Below are 19,806 nucleotides of genomic sequence, written 5' to 3'. Positions count from 1 at the left end.
AGCAATCGCGAATCAGAAAGTTGTCTTGAAGGTGGCCGTTACCATGCCGCGATCCTTGAGCTGGGCCGGTGTACCGCCAAAGGCGGTGGTTTGCCCGGGCGTGCAGTTGTACTGCCCGTTGGCACCCGGCGCAGCGCCTTCTCCCTGGCTGCCAGCGCTGCCTGGCGAACTGCAAGTGTCGAATGGACCGAAGTTGTCCACGTATTTCAGGTCGAAGCGATATTGGTTGTGCACGTCGAAGCCGACGCCGACCGAGTAGCTGCCGGAATCTTCGTTGCCCCCCAACTGGACGGCGGAATTGCCGTTGAGGCCGACGTTGTAGGTCATCGGCAGGTACATATCGATGCCCGGGAAGACCTGGTACCAGGTCGGGTTGAAGTTGACCCCAATGATGTAGTTGTCCTTGGTCACCTTGTCGGTGCCGCGGTACCAGTCCTCGCCCTTGAACAGCTGCTTGTTGTCGGTCACCTTCAGCCAGCGGCTGTAGCCGAGCTCGACCAGCAATGAAGAACTGTCCCACAGCGGTGTGTCGCCAAATGTGGTCAGGCCGTTGAGCACCGCATGCACGGTGTTGCCGCGGGCCACGCCGTCTTCGCCATCGAAGCCGCCAATGAAGCCTGGCCGGCCGGCAGCTGCCGCGGCCGGGCTGACGGTACCGGCGACGCTGGCCAGGGGCATGTTTTCCCGGTAGTTGAGATCGAAGCCGACGCTGACGTCGCCGACGCTTTTCGACAGGCTGATGCCATAGATATCGATGTCGTCGACGTAGAACTGGTTGTAGCTGCCGATGTTGCCGGAGATCAGTTGGGCCGGGCCGACAGCGGTCGGCTGCAGCACCAGGTTGGGCAGGATGTCGGACGTGTTGCGGTAGTAGATGCCGAGCGTGCCGTCGAGCCATTCCGGGCTCCACTTGGCCATCAGGCCGAAGTCGCCGCGCTTGTCCGGTTCGAAGGTATGGCCATTGCTCAGGCGCAGGAACTGGTTGGCACCGATCGCGCCTGGGGCTCCAAAGAACGGATTCTGCCCACCGATCAGCGACAGGTTGTGCCCGCCGTTCTGGATGCCGTCGTTGAAGCCCAGGTAGGTACCGGACTCCGGCAGGCGCGAAGCGTCCCAATCGAGGAAGTACTGCGCGCCGAGGGTCAGTTCCGGGTTGACCGTGAAGCTGACTGACAACTGATTGCGCGGGATGAACAGTTCCTTGGCTTCGGTGCCGGGCACCGCCAACGCCTTGGTAATGTCCAGGCCAGACTGGCCGTAGCTGTTGCCATGGGCAAAGGCCAGGACACTTTCGCCCCAGTACTGGGTGTGCTTGCCGAGCTTGGCGCTGAGGATCGAATCTTCGCCGATTTCTGTGCTGCCGAAGACGAAGGCATCGAGGATCTCGGCCGATGGACCGTTGTAGTAACGATCGACATAACCGCTGACGTGGCGCGAATCCGGCCGGCCATCGTTGAGCTGGTTGGTCGCCGCGTTGTCACTGCCGACATTGTCGTAGGCATGGTCGTACCAGCTGTTGGCGCTGATGCGAAAACCGGCTTTCTTCTGGTACGTCACGTCCAGTTCGGACAGCACATCCAGGCGCTGGGACACCGCACTGCCCGAGGAGAAGTTGCGGTTGCCGTCGTTGTTGTTCCATGAATTGGCCAACTTGCTGTTAGCACTTTCGACCCGCTGGGCGTAGTTGAACTTCAAGGTGTTATCGAAGCGCACGGTCCAGTCTTCGCTGCCGGTGTTCAATTCAAAAGCCTGTGCCGCCGGCAACATGGCGATGAACAGCGCCGAGGCCAGCAGCGTTGGCTCGAACACGCCAGCACCATGAGTCTTGATTACCCGCATCGGTTGTCTCTGTGGTTTTTGTTGTTGTTTTGCGTTCATGGAAATACACCTGGCTATTCAAAATTCGGGCATGACAGTGCCCACCACTCATAACCCCGTCAGGGGAGCGTTCAATTCATTCAACGAGATCCAGTCAATAGCGCCGGTGTCAGTACATCCGCGTTATTGAACGACCAGACTCAACTTCAGAGTCGTATCATCATCAACACCAACCCCAGCAAGAACACCGTTTCACCGACCATCAACAGGATGGGTTTGAACCCCACCGTGGCCAGTTCCTTCAACTGGATTTTCATCCCCAGCGCACTGATGGCCACGACCAGGCACCAGCTGGACAATTGATTGCCCAGGCCCTGCACCACCGGGGGCAACCAACCCAGGCTGGTCACCGTCGCCAGCACCACGAATGCCACGGCGAACCAGGGCAACAACGGTGGCCGCTCACCCGTGCCCTGCCCGCCCTGGACGCGGGTGATCAACACCGCGCAGACAATCACCGGCAGCAGCATGGCGATACGCATCAACTTGACCACCGTGGCGGTATCGCCGATGTCATGGGACATGCTGTACCCGGCACCGACCACCTGGGCGACGTCATGGATGGTGGCGCCGAGAAACACCCCGGCTTGCAGCGGGTCCAGGTCCAGTGCCCGGGCAATCAGCGGATAGACGATCATCGCCAGGGTCGACAGGCTGGACACGCCAATGACCGTGAACAGTGTCGCCCGTTCCTTGGCCTGGTGGCCCGGCAACGCCGCCGCCAGGGCCAGTGCCGCCGACGCGCCGCAGATCGCGGTGGCGCCGCCGGACAACAGGCCGAACAGTGCATTGAAGCCCAGGGCACGCGCCGCCAGCATCGACACCACGATGGTGACCACCACCGACACGACCACGATCAGCACCGGATGCCAGCCCAGCGCCACGATCTGCTCCAGCGAGATACGCAAGCCCAGCAAGGCCACGCCCACGCGCAGGATTTCCCGGGCGCTGAAGTCGATACCGGCTCTGCTCGGCCCCGCCGCCAGAAAGTTCATGGCCATGCCGAGCAAGAGTGCCAACAGCATCACCGGCGCGTGATACTGGTCAGCCAGGAAACGCGCGGCAATGGCGACCACGATGCTCGCCAGCACACCCGGTAGATACAGGCTGGTAACCGACTGCAATTGAAGGACCGCGGACCTGGCCATAAGCTAAACCTTGATACCCATTGTCGGCATCGCACACGCGCTTCCACGCTTGATACGCGCCGCCACATAAAAGAAAAACCCACCCAGTACCAGGGCGAGAATGTCGCTGACCAGCAGCACATGGGTCAGCGGCGAGTCCGCTCCGGCACCTGTCAAGGCGTCGCTGACCCAGCCGACGACAAAGGTGCCCAGTGCTACCGAAAACAGGTTGAGCAGCAGCATCGAGAAGCCCATGACCGTCGAACGCATGCGCACCGGGACCGCGCCCTGAATGGCAGTGGTCGCAGAACCGTAGAGCGACATCAGCATGAAGATGCCGACCGCCATTCCCACGTAGAACAGCGGTGAATCCACCGGTACCAGGCGATAAGCGATCATGAACGGCGCGCACACCAACATCAGCAACGCCAGCACACTGCCGTGGCCGCCCTTGAAACGAGGGGCTAGGCGGTCGCTCAGAATGCCGCCGGCCAAGGCGCCCAACGAGCCGAATACGATTTGCATCGCGCCCAGGGTCATGGCAATCGAGGCCGGGTCCAGTCCCCTCTCCCGGGTCATCCACAGTTGCGCGAATGAAATGCCCGGATAGGCCAGGTGGGCCAGCACGAACCCGGTCACGGTGTAGCGCACGACGCGGTTGCTGCGCAGTTCACTGAACACGGCGGCCATCTGTGCGGCGAGGGGTTCGCCCCGCTCCTGCACCGTGCAATGGCTGCGTTTGTCGCTCATCAGCATCAACGGCAAGCCAATGATCACCCCGGCGATGCCGAGGAAATGGAACGTGGTGCGCCAACCGTGGGCAGCGCCGAGCGTGCCCGCCAGCAGAAAGCTGCAGCCAATGCCCAACGGAATGCCGAGGTAAAACAGTCCCACCGCGGTGCCCCGGCGCTTTTCCGAGAACAGCTCCATCAACAGGGCCGTGGCGGCGGGCACCAGCGCAGCCTCTCCGGTGGCCACCAGAAAACGTGCCGCGACCATTTGCTCGAAGTTCTGGACGTAACCGGAGGCCACCGTACAGACGCTCCAGACCAGCATGCCCGCGCCAATCACCCGTGGTCGACTGTGACGATCGGCCAGGGCGCCGAGAAACACCGCCATCACGCCATAACTCAGCACCCACACCGCGCCGACCAGAAAACCGTACTGCGCATTGTTGATCGCCAGCTCACCGGTGATCTGCGGGGCGAAACCCAGCAGGATATTGCGGTCCACCTGGGCCAGCAGGTGGATCACCATCAGCGTCGCAAGGACGGCACAGGGACTCTTTTTCCAGAACATTCGTCAGTACCTTTGAGTTGTTTTTATGAAGGTAAGGCGCGATGCCACCCGTCCCAGGGGGACTAGCGCATGGTCCGCCGCTTCGGCCCAAGGGAAAGCGCGGTGATGCGATACGCGTCACCCACCCAGTTGCACAGCAGCGGACGGGTACTGTCCGGCTCGATGATGTCGATCACGCCAAAGCGCTCGGCCGTGCGCAGCGGTGAAGCCAGGGCCTGGTAATGGGCCTCCAGTTCCTTGCGCCGCACCAGCGGATCATCCGCTGCAGCGATTTCCTGCTTGTAGGCAGCGGCGACACCACCCTCGATCGGGATCGAACCCCACTGCGCCGACGGCCAGGCAAACCGGTGCGGCAATGCCGTGCCCGTGGGGCCATGCCAGGGGCTGACCATGGCACCTGCGAGCCCGACGCAGCGGCGCAGGACAATGGTGATGACCGGTACGCTCGCCTGTTCGATCGCATGCACGGCCTGCATGGCCGCAATCAACGTGCCCTGCATTTCCGCCTCTTGACCGGTCATGACGCCCGGCTGGTCCACCAGGTAGATCAGCGGCAGGTGAAAGGTGTCGCACAGGTCTATGAAGCGGGTCTGCTTGAGCGCCGCCGCCCGGGTCAGCGCACCGCCGCCGACGCGCGGGTTGTTGCAGATGATCCCCACCGAATAGCCGTTGAGGCGGGCGAACGCGGTGATGGTCGAGGCGCCGAAATCCGGGGACATCTCGAACAGGCTGTCCTTGTCGACCAGCGACTTGAGGATCTTGTGCGGGTTGAAGATCTTGCGCCGGTCATGGGGAATGGCGTCGTTGAGCCAGGCGTCACGGCGACCGGGCGCGTCGGTCGAGGCCACCCGTGGTGGTTGCTCCCAGACATTGCCCGGCAGGTAGGACAGGAAACGCTTGGCCAAGTCCAGCGCCTCGGCATCGCTGTTGGCGGCTAGGTTAATCATGCCGCTGTGACGATGCACCTGGTCGTAACCGCCCAGGTCATTCTTGTCGATATCGATGCCAAACGCCTGCTTCACCACCGGCGGGCCGGCCGCGAACACCTGGCTCTGGCCACGCACCATGATCGACAGGTGCGAGGCGGCAACCCGCAGCGCACCCAGGCCAGCACAGGCGCCATGGGCAATGCCGACCACCGGCACCGCGCCCAGCAGGTTGGTGATCGGCAACAAGGCATAGCCCGGGATCTTGGTGTGACCGAGCTTGTCGAGCAGCTTCACACTGCCGCCGGCGCTGTCGATCATGCGGATGATCGGCAACTTGTATTCCCAGGCGTAGCGATCGGCATAGATCCACTTTTCAGCGACCGCCGCCTCCGACGAACCACCACGAATGGTGAAATCATCGGCCGCTACCACGGTGCGCCGCCGATCGATCTGACCCACACCCACCACTGCCGTGCTCGGCGTGGCCGAGGCCATCTTGCCTTCCGGGGTGTACTTCACCGCACCTGCAAGAATGCCGAACTCCTCGAAGCTTTCGCCATCGAGCAGATGCCCGATGCGCTCACGGGCCGTGAGTTTGCCTTGGGCGTGGTGTTTCTCCACCGCTTCGGGGCCACCCAATGCGTAGGCGATTTCACGGCGAGCGCGGATGTCCGCAAGTTCCAGCGACCATTCAGGGGCAACAGGCGTGCTCATGATGATGTCCTCTGCAGGCGCGCGAGATAGTCATCGCGCAGAATGTTCTTCACCACCTTGCCGGCGTTGTTGCGCGGCAGGGCCTCGACGAATTCGATCAGGCGCGGCTTCTTGTAGCCGGCGATCAGGGCCGCGCAATGGCTGCCCAGGGTCTCGCTGTCGAGCGTGGCGCCTTCGCGCCGCACCACAAAGGCGGCGATACGCTCGCCCCACTCCGGGTCGGGCAGGCCCAGGACCGCCACCTCGAGTACATGCGGATGGCTTTCCAGGGCATCCTCGACTTCCCGCGCATACACGTTGAAGCCACCGGAAATGATCATGTCCTTGTTACGCCCGACGATATAAAGAAAGCCCTGGGCATCGAGGTAACCGAGATCACCGGAGTAGTACCAGCCATCTCGAATGGCTTCGGCTTCAAGATCCGGCCTGCGCCAGAAAGCCACTTCGCCGATGCCGTCGGTAGCGATGGCGATCTCGCCAATCTCGCCCACCGCCAGTTCCGCGCCGTGAATATCGCGCACGCTGATCTGCACATTGGCCGTCGGTTTGCCGCAGGAGCGCAGCACGCCGTCTTCGGCGTGTTCGTGCGGATACAGCACCGCCAGCGGCTGGACCGCCTCGGTCATTCCGTACTGCTGGCGCATCACCGGGCCGAAGCGTGCGATGGCGCGCTGGATCAGGTCGACCGAGGTCGGTGCCGTCCCGTAATGGATGCACTTGAGCGACGAGTGATCCGCTTCGGCGCCGCTGTCGAGGGCGTCGAGCAACCGGGTGAGCATGGTCGGCACGCACATCATCTGCGTGATCCGGTGCCGCTGGATCTGTTGCAGCGTGTCCAGTGGCTCGAACTTCTCGAGAATCACATTGCGCGCCCCGCGCAAGTAACAGGGCAACAGGTGCACGCCGGCGGCATGGGTCAAGGGACCGACATGCAACATCGCATCCTCCACGCCCAGGCTGTATTCCATGGCGTAGAAATGGTTGGTCAGGCGTTCATACCAGCGCTTGACCGTGTAGGTGACGCCCTTGGGCTTGCCGGTGGTGCCCGAGGTATAGGCAATGCGCAGCAAGGCATCGGGAGACACCTGGACATTCGGCGCCTGCGCTGGCATCGAGGCGAGCAACTGGCGGTAATCCAGTACCTGCGGTGCCTGCCAATCGAGCGCTATCACCTGGCGCAAACCGGCGACGCGATCACGCACGCCTTCGCCGATCTCGCGAAATTCAGGCCCCACCACCAGCAGGCTGGCGCCGGCGTCGTCGAGGATCGCGATCTGCTCGGCCAAGGTGTGCCGGGCATTGAGCGCCACGTAAACCAGGCCGGCCTTCTCGACCGCGAAAACGCTCTCGATCGCCTCGGGCGAGTTGTTGAGCAGCACGGCGACGCGCTCCCCAACCTGCAGCCCAAGGGCAATCAAGGCATGGGCAAGACGGTTGCTGCCCGTCTCGACCTGGTCATAGGTCAGGCCGTTCTCGCCGAAGATCAGGGCGGTGCGGCCCCGGTGTTGCTTGGCTGCCCAACTGAGCATGAGTCCTGCGGTGCGTTTTTTTGTCATGATTTTTTGTCTTATTGTCGACAACCTGACACAGCACTCGGGAGTGTTGTGCCCCCGTGTGGATTATTCCAGGTGATTCAATGCGGCTTGATGGGAAGCGTTGATCAGCTCGACCATCATGTTCGCGGCAACCGAACTGCTGTTTTGCTTGAGCGCTTCGACCAGTTGGCGCCAATGGTTGGCGGAAGCCTGGCGACGCTCCGCTGAACGCAAGCCCAACCGCGTGTAGCGTGCGGTCTGGATACCCAGCGCCCCCATCAGTTCTGCCAGCTGCTTGTTGCCGCAGGACTGGAACAGCAGGGTGCTCAGGCGATAACTGCCTTGGGCATACTCGTCCAGGGCATCCGCTTGCGAGGCAATCAGTTCGAGCCGGGTAACGATGGCGTCCATTTGATTGACGATCGACCCATCCAGGTCGACCAGGTATTTGGCCAGCAAACCGGCCAGAACCGCGCGGATCTCGAACAGATTGTCGATCTCTTGCCTGCTCAATGAGGTCACATGCGCGCCGCGCTGCGGCACGATGGTCACCACGCCGACCTTCTCGAGAATGCGCAGGGCCTCGCGAATCGGACCGCGGCTGACCTGGAAGTGGTCGGCCAGTTCCTGTTCACGCACCGAATCGCCCGGCCCGTATTCACCTCGCAGAATCGCAAGCGTAATGCTTTCGGCAATCTGCTCCGGCATCGTCAGGACGCGCTGGCGACCCGCACGCATGATACCTATTGCACTACCGCCCTTGGCGGCCGACGCCGAACCTGCATTCATTGACATAGACTTCAATCGCACTCCATAAGCAAGACATCCTGGCCGTCTTTCACCACGTCGCCCTCGGCAACTAGAACGCTGACAACGCGCCCCGGCTCGACAGCCATCAATGGAATTTCCATTTTCATGGATTCCATGACGATGAGTATCTGATCTTCTTCAACGACATCGCCCACGCCGACATGGATCTGCCAGACCGTTCCGGCGACATCTGATTTAACCGCGATTGTACTCATTCTCGCCCCCTCCAAAACACTACTGATTTCTTTAATGACCGAGCCCTTGGCCGCCGCGCGCTACGCTTTTTGATGAAGGCCTGCGCAAACGCCCTGGATCACGATCAGCAAATTACATGATTGTCTGATTGTTGACAATCCTACGTATCGATGTTCATATCCGTCAAGGCAATTCGAACAACAAGAGGCCAGAAGGCATGTCGCTCACTCATAAAGAAGCACGAAGAATCCTGGAAATACTGGATCACACGAGGCATCTGGACTTCCTGGAAGTCCGCGTCGGTGACACCACCCTGACTGCCAGCAAGTCGGGAACGATCGAGCGGTCCCAGGCGCCTGCGCAAGGTGTAAAACCCGCAAAACCAGCGCAGCCGGCCACTGTGGCGGCCACTCGCGAACCCGAAATCGCCGCCGGTCAGATCGCCGTACGCGCCACCATGATGGGCACCTTCTATCGCAAACCCAGCCCTGACCAACCGTCCTTCGTCGAAGAGAACACGCTGGTGGAGGCAGGCACGCCGCTGTGCCTGGTCGAAGCCATGAAACTCTTCAACACCCTCGCGTCGCCGGTGAAAGGCCGCGTCGTGCGCATCGTCGCCCAGGACCTGCAGATGGTGCAGCGCGACCAGATTTTGATGATTCTTGAACCGGAGGCACGTTGATGAGCAGCATTCCCGTGGCAACCCGCGACATTCGCCGGGTCTTGATCGCCAACCGTGGCGAAATCGCGGTGCGCATCGTGCGCGCCTGCAAAACCCTGGGCATCGAATCGGTTGCCGCCGTCTCCGAAGCGGACCAGGACAGCCTGGCCGCGCGCCTGGCCGATGAGTACGTGGTCATCGGCCCCGCGCCGGCCGCGCAAAGCTACCTGTGCGCCGACCTGCTGGTGCGCACGGCACTGGAACAGCGCTGCGACGCCATACACCCGGGTTATGGCTTCCTTTCCGAGCGCTCGCACTTCGCCCAGGCTTGCGAAGATGCCGGCATTGCGTTCATTGGTCCATCGGCCGAAATCATTGATTCGATGGGCGACAAGATCACCGCCGTCGGTCTGGCGGAAAAAGCCGAAGTACCGCGGGTGCCGGGCTCTGATGCCGTGGCCGATGCAGAAACTGCCCGCGCCATCGCCAGCGACATCGGCTACCCGGTGCTGTTCAAGGCCACCGCCGGGGGCGGCGGGCGCGGCATGCGCATCGTGCGCAGCGACGATGAGGCCGAAGCCGCCTTCCGTTCCGCTTCCTCGGAAGCACAAGCGGCCTTTGGCGATCCGACCTTGTATGTCGAGAAGTTCATCGAACTGGCGCGCCACATCGAAATCCAGATCATGGGCGACCGCCATGGCAATGTTGTGCACCTGGGTGAGCGCGAATGCTCGACCCAACGCCGGCACCAGAAACTGATCGAGGAAGCACCCTCCCCCAGCCTCGCGCCGCACACCCGCGAACAAATGGGCGAGTGCGCCGTACGCCTGGCGCGCAATGTCGGTTATTTCGGTGCGGGCACCATCGAGTTCGTGGTCGATGACCGCGATGGCAAATTCTATTTCCTGGAAATGAACACCCGCATCCAGGTCGAGCACCCGGTGACGGAGATGATCACCGGCCTGGACCTGGTGGCCGAGCAGATTCGCATCGCCGCCGGCCTGCCACTGTCGTTCAGCCAGGCCGACGTCAAGCTGGTCGGCCATGCCATCGAGTGCCGGATCAACGCCGAAGACCCGGACCGCCATTTCCTCCCAAGCCCGGGCCTGGTGAGCGAATGGCTGCCACCCAAGGGCCCGGGCGTACGGGTCGATACCCATTGCTACAGCGGCGCCACCGTGCCACCGTTCTATGACTCCCTGCTGGCCAAGCTGATCGTGCATGCACCGACCCGCAACGAGGCCATCGTGCTCATGCGCAAGGCGCTGGAGGACATGAAAGTCGTAGGCCTGTCGACCACCGCCAGCTTCCACCATGCCGTGCTCGATCACCCCGACTTCGTCGCGGGCCTGGTCACCACGCGCTGGGTCGAAGACGTCTTCGTACCTGCCCGCAAACAGGCTTTGAAACAAGCCAAGGAGCGCGCATGAGCATGACAACATTGGTCGATGTCAGCCTGAGCGACGGCCAGACCGCCGCCTGGGGCGGCGCCCTCGGCACGGCGATGCTGCTCGGCACCATGAGTTCACTGGGGCACGCCCGGCTGGCGGCGATCGAGGTATTGAGTCCCGCCGTGATCGCGCAATGTCTGGGTCGCGGTGAAAATCCGCTGCAACGCCTCACGGCACTGCGCGAACGCGCCAATGGCACGCCCCTGCGCGCCACGGTGAACCTGCTGCCCGCCCATGGCCGTATTGATGTGCTCGCTGGCGAAACGCTGGACGGCTGGCTGCGGGTGCTCGCCCGGTCCGGCATCAGCGAGGTGGTGTTGATCGATCCGCAGCTGGATTTCGAGCGCCTGGGCAACGCGGTGCAGTTGGCACTGGCGAACGGCCTGAGCGCCATCGCCGCCCTGCCCTATGTCGACGATCATCAACATGGCAACGCCCACTACTCGGCCTGCGCGGCGCGGCTGGCCCAGGCCGGTGCGCAGCGCATCATGCTGCGCGACGAAGCCGGCCTGCTGCATGTCGATCGCCTGCCCGGCTTGCTCGCAGCGCTGCGTAGCGGCGCTGATGGAACCCCTGTGGACTTGCACACCCGCTGCCACACCGGTCTCGGCCCGCAGGTGGCGCTGGAGGCGATTCGACTTGGCATCGACCGCCTCGATGCGGCGCTGCCCTGTGTCGCCAACGGTGCCTCGGTACCGTCACAGGCACGGTTGATCAGTTCGGCGGCGCTGCTGCAATTGCCGCTGCAACCCCCGGATCAGGATCGTCTGAAAGAAGCCCAGGCTCAGTTCGCTGCAGTGGCGGATCAGGAAGGCTTTGCCGAAAGTGTGCCCTGGGCCTTCGACCTGGCTCCATACGAGCACCAGTTGCCGGGCGAAATCGCCGCCGAGGCCATGCAAGCGTTGCGTGAGCGCAGACGCCTGGCCGATCTGTTCGAGTTTGCCCGCGAGTGCACGCGCATTCGCCAGGAGCTGGGCCATCCGCCGATGTTGCAACCTTTCGCCCGGGCCATTGCGCGACAGGCGCTCGAGCATCTGGACGGCGGCCCACGCTACGCCACGTTGCAGCCAACCTTGCGTCGCTGGCTGCAAGGCTGCTACGGCCCGATCGACACGTCGCTGAACAGCCTGCAACAACGCATCGGCGCGGTTGCGCAGCCGTGCCGTGCGATTGAAGTGCCCGCCTCTGATGAGGCGCTGGCAGCACTGGTCTGCGGCTGCCCCGCGCTGCCGCCGGCGCACCGGCTTCACTACGAAGTGCGCACACCCGAACAAGCCCTGACGCAGGGGCTACTGCAACGCTGGCCCGACTACACCGTATTGAGTGTCACAGGCCCCGGCCTGTCCATCCATCTCGAACACAGCAAGGGGTGACATGTGCTGAACCAACTACGCGAAAAAGTGCACGCGGAATTTGTCCGCACCGGCAAACGGCGGCGCATCCAGCTGGTCGATGCCACCCTGCGCGATGCGCACCAGTGCCTGTGGGCCACGCGCATGCGCACCGAGCACATGCTGCCGATGGCCGAGCGCCTGGATGCCCTGGGTTTCGATGCGATAGAAGGCGTTGCCCTGGTGCAGTTCGACGCCAGCGTGCTGTTCCTCAACCAGAACCCGCTGGAGCGGCTGCGCCTGTTGTCCGAGCGCATCCGCCGTACGCCGTTGCGCGGCATCGTGCGCAGCAACATGCTGCGCAGCTTCTACCCGGAGCCGAACGACCTCAGCGAGCTGTACGTCGAGCGCCTGGTCGCCAACGGTGCCCGCGACATCGGTTTCCTCGACTCACTGCATTGCTGGGATAACCTGGTGCCGGCGATCGCCACCGCCAAGCGCCTCGGCGCCACCACCAACCTCGCCATGATCTACAACCTGGCCCCTGGCTACGACGCGCCGTTCTACGCCGCCAAGGCGCGCGAAGCCATCGAGCGCTTCGACATCGACGCCTTTACCTTCGGCGATGCCGGCGGCAGCATGACCGTGGAACAGGTGCGCAGCATCGTGCCGGCGATCAAGGCAGTGATCGGCGATCGACCGCTCGAAGTGCTCACCCACTGCCTGAACGCGACCGGTTCGCTGGTGGCCATCGAAGCCGCGGTGCACGGCGCCGACCGTCTGCTGTGTTCGATCGATCCGCTGGCCCACGGCAATGCCGGGCCCTCGGCCCAGATGCTCGCTCGCAACCTGCGCGAGATCGGTTTCGAGGTCGACTTCGATGACCGCGCCGCTGACGAGATCGGCGAGTACCTCGCCGGTGTGGCCGAAGAGAACGGTTTTCCCCTGGGTATCCCGGCGGAATACGACCCGGCGCACTTCGTCACCCAATATGCCGGTGGCGCCATGTCGAATCTACAGTCGCAACTGCAGCTGGCGGGGATCGCCGACAAGCTGCCGGTGGTCCTCGAAGAGATCGCGCGCGTGCGCGTGGAACTGGGCTCGCCCGTGATGGCCACGCCCTTCCCCGCCATGATTGCCGCGCAAGCGGTGATGAACGTACTGAGCGGCGAGCGCTACAAGGTGGTACCCGACGAAGTGAAGAAGTACGTGTGCGGCTACTTCGGCGCACTGCCGTTGCCGGTCGATCACGACGTCAAGGCTCTTGTGCTCGCCAACGGCTCCCGCGAGGTGGCGACCACACCGCCGGTGCTGTTGCCAAGGGTTCCCGAACTGCGTAGCCGCTACCCCGGCCTGTCGGACGATGAACTGCTGCTGCGTGCCATGTACGGCGACGAAAAAATCACCGGGCTGGTCCCTGTTCTGGTCGACGATACCTTCAGCGTGCGTCGTCCGCTGCATGAACTGATCGCCGGGCTGGCCAAACTCCCGGAGCAACGCCATGTGCATATCGCCATGGCCGGTTTCGAACTGCGTACTCACTGAGGCTGCCATGTCGACTCCCCTCTCTGCTCGGCCCCTGCCGCAACCCACCGCCGAAACGGCCGCCTATTGGGCGGCCGCCCGGGAACAGCGACTGGTGATCCAGCGCTGCGCTGGCTGCGGGACCTGCCAGTTTTACCCTCGGGCCTTCTGCATCAGCTGCCTGTGCGAGCGCCTCGACTGGATCAACGCCAGCGGCCATGGGCGCATCTACACCTGGACGGTCTGCCGGATCGCGCCCTCGCCGGCCTTCGAATCCCGGCTGCCCTATGTGGTTGCGCTGATCGACCTCGATGAAGGTGTGCGCGTGGTCGCCAACATCCTCGATGCCGACCTGACCCGCGTCGCCATCGGCGCCCGCGTCAACGTCTGCTTCGAGCCCGTCAGCGAAACCTGCACGCTGCCCCAGTTCACTCTTTTGGATTAGCCGTCACCATGCAAATGATCACCGACCACTTCGATGCGGGCGCCAATCGCCACCCGGACAATGTCTGCCTGCAAGGCCCCGGCTTGAGCCTCACCTACGCCGAGGTTCAGGCCGATTCCCATGCCATCGGCCATGCCTTGACGTTGCTGGGCCTGAGCTGCGCGCATGTCGGCGTGCTGGCGCCCAATCACCCGCTGAGCTTTGTCGCCATGCTGGGCGCCTTGCGCGCCGGGAGCACCTTCATTCCCTTGAATGCCAGGGACTCGATCGACAGCCTGATCTGGTTCATGAGTTTCACCAAGCTCTCGGTACTGGTGCTGCACTCCCAGTACGCCGAGCATGCCGAGCGCATTCGCGCCGGCGTGCCCAGCCTGAAAACCCTGATCGGCCTGGACGAGCCGATCGACGGGCTGAGCATCGCCTCCTGGTGCCGCGATCATGCCGGCCAAGAGTGCACAGTGCGCCAGGGGCTCGACGACATTGCCCTGATCAAGTCATCGGGCGGCACCACGGGGCGGCCGAAGGCGATCATGCAAAGCCATCGCGCGTTGCTCGCCTGCTACCGCATCGGCAACCAGTTCATGCCACCGGCAAAAAGCCCCGCGCACCTGGTCGTGGCCCCACTGACCCATGCGGCAGGCGCCACCGCCATGGCCCTGTCGAGTTTCGGCACGCGCAATGTGATTGCAGCGTCCGCCGACCCCGGCGTGGTACTGGAAACCATTGAACGGGAACGCATCACCCACCTGTTCCTGCCGCCGACCCTGATTTACCGGCTGCTCTCGCACCCGGACGCCAGGACCCGCGACTGCTCCTCGCTCGAATACGTGATCTACGGCGCCGCGCCCATGTCCGTGGACAAGCTGCGCGAGGGTATCGCCCTGTGGGGGCCGGTGTTCGTGCAGTTCTACGGTCAATCCGAAGTGCCAGGGGTGATCACCGTACTGACCCGCGAAGACCACCTGCGTGACGGCAAGCACCTGGGTTCGGCCGGCCGTCCCACCGGCGCCTGCGAAGTGGCCCTGATGGATGATGACGGGCGGATCGTCGAGACCGGCGAACGCGGCGAGATCGTCGCCCGTGGCGAACTGGTCGCCCCCGGCTACTACGACAACCCGCAAGCCAACGAAGAGGCACGCCGGTTCGGCTGGCACCACACCGGTGACATCGGCGTGTTCGACGAAGGCGGTTACCTGTACATCGTCGACCGCACCAAGGACATGATCATCTCCGGCGGGTTCAACCTCTACCCGAGCGAGATCGAGCAAGTGATCTGGGCGCACCCGGCGGTGATGGATTGCGCGGTGGTCGGCATTCCCGATGCCGACTGGGGCGAGAAAGTCATCGCGGTCATCGAACTCAAGGCGGGTGCCTGTGCAACCGCGCAGGAATTCATCGCCACCTGCCGGGAAAAACTCGGCAGCCTGAAGACCCCCAAGCACGTGCTGTTCTGGGACAGCCTGCCGCGCAGCCCGGTTGGCAAGGTGTTGAAGAAAGACGTGCGTGCACAGCTCATCGCGCAGGAGCCTCGACCATGACGCTCGACGCATCCCGCCTGGCCGGCCGCTATGCCATCGTCGGTGTCGGCGAAGCCGGCCTCGGCAAGGCCCAGCCAGGCGACACCGCGCTGTCGCTGCAATGCCGCTCGGCCCGCGCGGCCCTGCTGGAGGCCGGGCTTACCCTGGCCGATGTCGATGGAGTATTCGCCCACTGGGACGACCGCGCCAATGCGCTGCTGGTGAGCGAATACCTGGGCATCACCCCGCGCTATGTCGACAGCACGGTGGTGGGCGGCGGCTCGCCGCTCACCCACTTGATCCACGCCATGGCCGCCATCGACGCCGGCCTGTGCTCGGTGGCACTGGTCACGTACGGCAGCACCCAGCGCCTGGATCACAGTCGTCAGCGTGGCGGCGTGGTCACCGACCCGCGCTCCCCGTCCGGCCAGTTCGTGGCGCCCTACGGCGTGCTCAGCCCGATCAGTTGGTACGCGATGCTCGCCCAGCAGTATCTGCATCGTTATCAGGCGAGCCCGGAGGACCTGGGAGAAGTGGCGATCAACGCGCGGCGCTGGGCGCAACTCAATCCCCAGGCCACGCTGCGCCAACCACTGACGATGGAGGAGTACCTGGCTTCGCCGCTGATCTCGGACCCGCTACGCAAGGCCGATATCTGCCTGGTCAACGACGGCGCCGGTGCGTTGATCCTGACCAAGGCCGAATACGCCCGCACCCTGGCCAGGCCGCCGGTGTTCATCCGCGGTTTCGCCGATACCTATCGAGGCCATGTCACGCCGATCAATACGTTCGACTGGCTCGACGATGGCGTTACCAGCGCCTGCGTCGAGCGTGCACTGTGCATGTCCGGCATCGCGCGCAGCGAATTGAGCATGGTGCAGATCTATGACGCCTTCACCATCAATGTGCTGGTCGGGCTCGAATCCATGGGTGTGTGCGAACCCGGCCAGGCTGGCGCGCTCCTGCGCAGCGGCATTGCCGCGCCCGGCGGAGCGTTGCCGGTGAATACCTCGGGCGGTGGCCTGGCGTTCAACCACTCCGGCCAGTTCGGCATGCAACTGATGATCGAATCCGTGCGCCAGCTGCGCGGCGAATGCGGCGCACGCCAGGTCGCCAATGCCAGCAGCTGCCTGGTCCAGACCGGCGGACTCGTCATGTCGGCATTCATGTACATGGTGCTGGCGAACGAAGCCGGTGATTGAGGTCCTGCTGCCAATGCGTCGCGGCGAAATCGTCGGACGTGCCGTCATGGTTCCCAATGAGACTTCACGATGACCCGCGAACACACTTCACCCGAACAAGAGCTGCACTCCCGTCGCGCCACCGCCTTGAACATGGGCGGTGAAGCCAGGCTCCAGGCGCGCCGCAATGCCGGCGTGCTCAACGCCCGTGAGCGGCTGGAGGGTCTGCTCGACCCGCAGTCGTTCAGCGAGATCGGCATGCTGGCCCACTCCGCCCGCCCCGAGGATCGCGACAGCACCCCCGCCGACGGCAAGATCACCGGCTTTGGCCGCATCGACTCGCGCCGTGTCGCCGTGGTGTCCAACGACATGACGGTCAAAGGCGCGTCGTCCTCGTGGATCAATGCGCGCAAGATCGCCTACATGAAGGAATGCGCCACCCGCAACGGCATGCCGCTGATCTTCCTCGGCGAATCGTCGGGCCAGCGCATGCAGGATGCGATGGGTGCGGGCAGCATGGCCGGTGGCGGCCAGGATGCCCAGCAATACTGCCGGCGGCGCGAGACGCCGTGGGTCAGCGCAGTGCTCGGGCCTTGCTTCGGTTCGGCGAGCTGGTATTCGTGCCTGGCGGATTTCACCGTGATGCGCAAAGGCGCAATGCTCGCTGTTTCCAGTCCCAAAGTCACCTCGGTGGCCATCGGCGAGAGTTCGGATACCGAAGAACTCGGTGGCTGGCGCATGCATGCTGAAATCACCGGGCTGGCCGACATGGTTGTGAACAATGACCAGGAAGCGCTGAGCGCCATCCGGCGTTTTCTCGGCTACTTGCCCTCTCATTCGAATGAGCTGCCGCCCGAGCTGCCCTGCACGCCCGAGGACCGTCCGGACTCGTCGGGGCCTGAACGCATCGTCCCGGCAGAACGCAGCAAGACCTACGACATGCGCAAGCTGCTCGCCACCCTGGTCGATCGCGACAGCCTGTTTCCACTCAAGGATCGTTTCGGTCGCTCGGTCGTCACCGCCCTGGCTCGGCTCGAAGGTGCCAGCATCGGCATTGTCGCTTCCAACCCGTTATTCAAAGGCGGGGCTCTGGACGCCGATGCCTGCCGCAAGGCCACCGGCTTCATCGCCCTGTGCGACTCGTTCAATATCCCGCTGGTATTTCTGGTCGACACCCCCGGTTTCCTGGTGGGTATCGAAGGCGAGAAACGCAGCGCACCGGCGCACATCATGAACATGATTCACGCGGTGCAACTCTGTTCGGTGCCCAAGCTTTCGGTGATCGTGCGCAAGAGTTTCGGTCAGGCGTACCTGAATTTCGGCGGTGGCCGCAACAGCGACCAGTCGGCCGCCTGGTGCATGGCCGACGTCAGCTTCGTCGACCCCGGCGTTGCGGTCAGCGTGGTGCATGGCGTGACACGCGAGAGCGACCCGGAACGCTACGAGCGCCTGCATGCCGAGTTCGCAAAAGACACCTCGGCCTTTGCCCTGGCCGGCGCCATGGGCACCCACGAGGTGATTGCCCCGGGAGAAACCCGGCGCTTTCTGGTCGAGGCACTGGCGGCGCAACGGCGCGGCTTCAATAACGGTATAGGACGCCACGAAATGCGTACCTGGCCGACCTACTTTTGATCTCTCCTTCCAAGGATTCGCCATGAATGTTTTGATCGTGCATGCCCACCCCGAGCCAAAATCCTTTACCGCTGCGCTGCGCGACCAGGCGGTCGAAACCTTGCAAGCCCAAGGGCATGAGGTGCGGGTATCGGACCTGTACGCGATGGACTGGAACCCGGTGGCCAGTGCCGAGGACTTCTGCGTCAGGGAAAATCCCGAATACCTGGTCTACGCCCTCGAACAACGACGCAACAGCAAGGAGCAGACCCTCGCCGCCGATATCCGGCAGGAGCTGGACAAGCTGTTGTGGGCGGACCTGCTGATCCTCAACTTCCCGATCTACTGGTTCTCGACACCGGCCATTCTCAAGGGCTGGATTGACCGGGTGCTGGTGTCCGGCATCTGCTACGGCGGCAAGCGCTTCTATGATCAAGGGGGCCTGAGCGGCAAGAAAGCCCTGGTGACCGTGACCCTGGGCGGGCGTGAGCACATGTTCGGCGACAACGCGATCCATGGCCCCCTGGAAGACATGTTGCGTCCGCTGTTGCGTGGGACCTTGGCCTATGTCGGGCTGGAGGTGCTACCGCCTTTTGTCGGTTGGCATGTGCCGTACATCAGCGCTGAGGACCGACAGGCGTTTTTGCTCAGCTATCGCCAGCGCCTTGAAAACATCGATGCGGATGAGGCCATCGAGTACCCGCGCCTGAGTCAGTTCGACGATCGGCTCTTTCCCCTGGGTCTGGGTGACACCCCGCTGTAGGAGCCAGCGAATTCATTGCGCAGTCAGGGTGTAGTGGTAGTGCACTGCGCCCGTCTGTGGATCTACCAGCCAGTAGTCGTCCTTGTCCTTTTTCAGCCGATAGCATTCCTTGTTGATCTTGGGTGAGGTGAAACAGATCACCCCATCCTTGACGGTCCAATGTTCCGTTTCGGGTGGATTGCCGGACATCTTGAATATCTCAGTTCCGTCCGCATTGAAGCTCAAGGAATACGGCAAGCCCGACTCCCCTACGTTGTTAAGTTTGTTGCCAATCAGGGTACTGCGAACCTGATCGTCATCCAGCGCAACCGCCGAAGGCGAAACCGGCTTTATCGGATGATCACCAGACGAGGCGCAACCGGACAAGACAAGGGCCAGGAATACACAGCTCCAATATTCTTTGTTCATGCTGCACCTCGCGCATCAACTCTTATTGAACTGTAAACTTGTTGTTGGTTTTGTTTTTTACACTATCGACAAACCAGATCGTGACGCCGTCACTGAGAACCTTATTGCATTCCTTGCCGTATTTTTGATAACTCACGCAAATGACGTCCTCAGTAATCACCCAGGCGCCGGTTTGCATGGGCTCGCTGGAAATCTTGATGGTTGCGGTGCCGTCAGGATTCAATGTTTCAGAGAAAGGATATCCGGTGGACGTTACGCTGGAGTGCTTGCGACCTATTACCGTCGAATTTATCTCGCTTGCGTTTAACTGTTTCGCAGTCGGTGGGGCATCAGCATGCGCATCCATGGCAGCTTGATGACCAGAGGATGAGCAACCCGCCAGCAACAGTACAACTATTGAACAGGCCATTATCTTATTCATCTCTTT

18 protein-coding genes are annotated in these 19,806 nt (G+C 62.8%); 9 read left to right on the top strand and 9 right to left on the bottom strand.

Annotated features, from left to right (window positions below; translation table 11 throughout):
- Positions 1–12 precede the first annotated feature (12 nt).
- The 7 genes from NPS56_RS27910 to NPS56_RS27880 form a co-directional block, all read right to left on the bottom strand.
- The gene (locus tag NPS56_RS27910; protein WP_337994711.1) at positions 13–1,839 is read right to left on the bottom strand and encodes a DUF1302 domain-containing protein; all 1,827 of its coding nucleotides are present in this window, start codon (positions 1,837–1,839) and stop codon (positions 13–15) included.
- Positions 1,840–2,024: 185 nt separating this feature from the next.
- Positions 2,025–3,026, bottom strand: coding sequence for a YeiH family protein (locus tag NPS56_RS27905; protein WP_274077631.1), 1,002 nt, complete (start codon positions 3,024–3,026; stop codon positions 2,025–2,027).
- Between the two features lie 3 nt (positions 3,027–3,029).
- The gene (locus NPS56_RS27900; protein WP_274077630.1) at positions 3,030–4,304 is read right to left on the bottom strand and encodes a spinster family MFS transporter; all 1,275 of its coding nucleotides are present in this window, start codon (positions 4,302–4,304) and stop codon (positions 3,030–3,032) included.
- 62 nt (positions 4,305–4,366) lie between these two features.
- Complete coding sequence (locus tag NPS56_RS27895) at positions 4,367–5,947, bottom strand: acyl-CoA carboxylase subunit beta (RefSeq protein ID WP_274077629.1); 1,581 nt, start codon at positions 5,945–5,947, stop codon at positions 4,367–4,369.
- On the bottom strand, positions 5,944–7,503 hold the full coding sequence (locus NPS56_RS27890; RefSeq protein ID WP_274077628.1) for a class I adenylate-forming enzyme family protein: 1,560 nt from the start codon (positions 7,501–7,503) through the stop codon (positions 5,944–5,946). The genes NPS56_RS27895 and NPS56_RS27890 overlap by 4 nt, the downstream gene beginning before the upstream one ends.
- Positions 7,504–7,566: 63 nt before the next feature.
- Positions 7,567–8,277, bottom strand: coding sequence for a GntR family transcriptional regulator (locus tag NPS56_RS27885; protein ID WP_274077627.1), 711 nt, complete (start codon positions 8,275–8,277; stop codon positions 7,567–7,569).
- A 5-nt stretch (positions 8,278–8,282) separates the two neighbouring features.
- Positions 8,283–8,507: an acetyl-CoA carboxylase biotin carboxyl carrier protein subunit gene (locus tag NPS56_RS27880; protein WP_274077626.1), complete on the bottom strand. Its 225-nt coding sequence runs from the start codon at positions 8,505–8,507 to the stop codon at positions 8,283–8,285.
- Positions 8,508–8,704: 197 nt separating this feature from the next.
- Here NPS56_RS27880 and NPS56_RS27875 point away from each other — a divergent pair, with 197 nt between their 5' ends.
- The 9 genes from NPS56_RS27875 to NPS56_RS27835 all read left to right on the top strand — a co-directional run bounded on the left by NPS56_RS27875 (position 8,705) and on the right by NPS56_RS27835 (position 18,971).
- Entirely contained in the window at positions 8,705–9,169 is a 465-nt protein-coding gene (locus tag NPS56_RS27875) for an acetyl-CoA carboxylase biotin carboxyl carrier protein (RefSeq protein ID WP_274077625.1), read from the top strand.
- The gene (accC, locus tag NPS56_RS27870) at positions 9,169–10,578 is read left to right on the top strand and encodes an acetyl-CoA carboxylase biotin carboxylase subunit (RefSeq protein WP_274077624.1); all 1,410 of its coding nucleotides are present in this window, start codon (positions 9,169–9,171) and stop codon (positions 10,576–10,578) included. Before NPS56_RS27875 ends, accC begins: the two co-directional genes overlap by 1 nt.
- The gene (locus tag NPS56_RS27865; RefSeq protein WP_274077623.1) at positions 10,575–11,972 is read left to right on the top strand and encodes a hypothetical protein; all 1,398 of its coding nucleotides are present in this window, start codon (positions 10,575–10,577) and stop codon (positions 11,970–11,972) included. Before accC ends, NPS56_RS27865 begins: the two co-directional genes overlap by 4 nt.
- 3 nt (positions 11,973–11,975) lie before the next feature.
- Positions 11,976–13,475: a hypothetical protein gene (locus NPS56_RS27860; protein WP_274077622.1), complete on the top strand. Its 1,500-nt coding sequence runs from the start codon at positions 11,976–11,978 to the stop codon at positions 13,473–13,475.
- Positions 13,476–13,482: 7 nt separating this feature from the next.
- A complete protein-coding gene (locus NPS56_RS27855) occupies positions 13,483–13,899 on the top strand; it encodes a Zn-ribbon domain-containing OB-fold protein (RefSeq protein WP_274077621.1) in 417 nt (138 codons plus the stop codon).
- An 8-nt stretch (positions 13,900–13,907) separates the two neighbouring features.
- Positions 13,908–15,437, top strand: coding sequence for an AMP-binding protein (locus tag NPS56_RS27850; RefSeq protein WP_274077620.1), 1,530 nt, complete (start codon positions 13,908–13,910; stop codon positions 15,435–15,437).
- Positions 15,434–16,618, top strand: a complete 1,185-nt coding sequence (locus NPS56_RS27845) for a thiolase C-terminal domain-containing protein (protein ID WP_274077619.1) — start codon at positions 15,434–15,436, stop codon at positions 16,616–16,618. The genes NPS56_RS27850 and NPS56_RS27845 overlap by 4 nt, the downstream gene beginning before the upstream one ends.
- A gap of 69 nt (positions 16,619–16,687) precedes the next feature.
- The gene (locus tag NPS56_RS27840) at positions 16,688–18,229 is read left to right on the top strand and encodes an acyl-CoA carboxylase subunit beta (protein WP_274077618.1); all 1,542 of its coding nucleotides are present in this window, start codon (positions 16,688–16,690) and stop codon (positions 18,227–18,229) included.
- A gap of 22 nt (positions 18,230–18,251) precedes the next feature.
- Entirely contained in the window at positions 18,252–18,971 is a 720-nt protein-coding gene (locus NPS56_RS27835) for an NAD(P)H-dependent oxidoreductase (RefSeq protein WP_274077617.1), read from the top strand.
- A 12-nt stretch (positions 18,972–18,983) separates the two neighbouring features.
- Here the strand turns inward: NPS56_RS27835 and NPS56_RS27830 are convergent, their stop codons facing one another.
- Positions 18,984–19,379 carry a hypothetical protein gene (locus tag NPS56_RS27830; RefSeq protein WP_274077616.1) on the bottom strand — a complete coding sequence of 132 codons (396 nt, stop codon included), beginning with the start codon at positions 19,377–19,379 and terminating at the stop codon, positions 18,984–18,986.
- A gap of 22 nt (positions 19,380–19,401) precedes the next feature.
- On the bottom strand, positions 19,402–19,800 hold the full coding sequence (locus NPS56_RS27825; RefSeq protein ID WP_274077615.1) for a hypothetical protein: 399 nt from the start codon (positions 19,798–19,800) through the stop codon (positions 19,402–19,404).
- Between the last annotated feature and the right edge of the window lie 6 nt (positions 19,801–19,806).

It is taken from the genome of Pseudomonas putida (assembly GCF_028682635.1).
GTDB lineage: Bacteria > Pseudomonadota > Gammaproteobacteria > Pseudomonadales > Pseudomonadaceae > Aquipseudomonas > Aquipseudomonas putida_AE.
The sequence above is the reverse complement of the archived record's forward strand: the minus strand, read 5'-3'. Positions and strand labels throughout refer to the sequence as shown.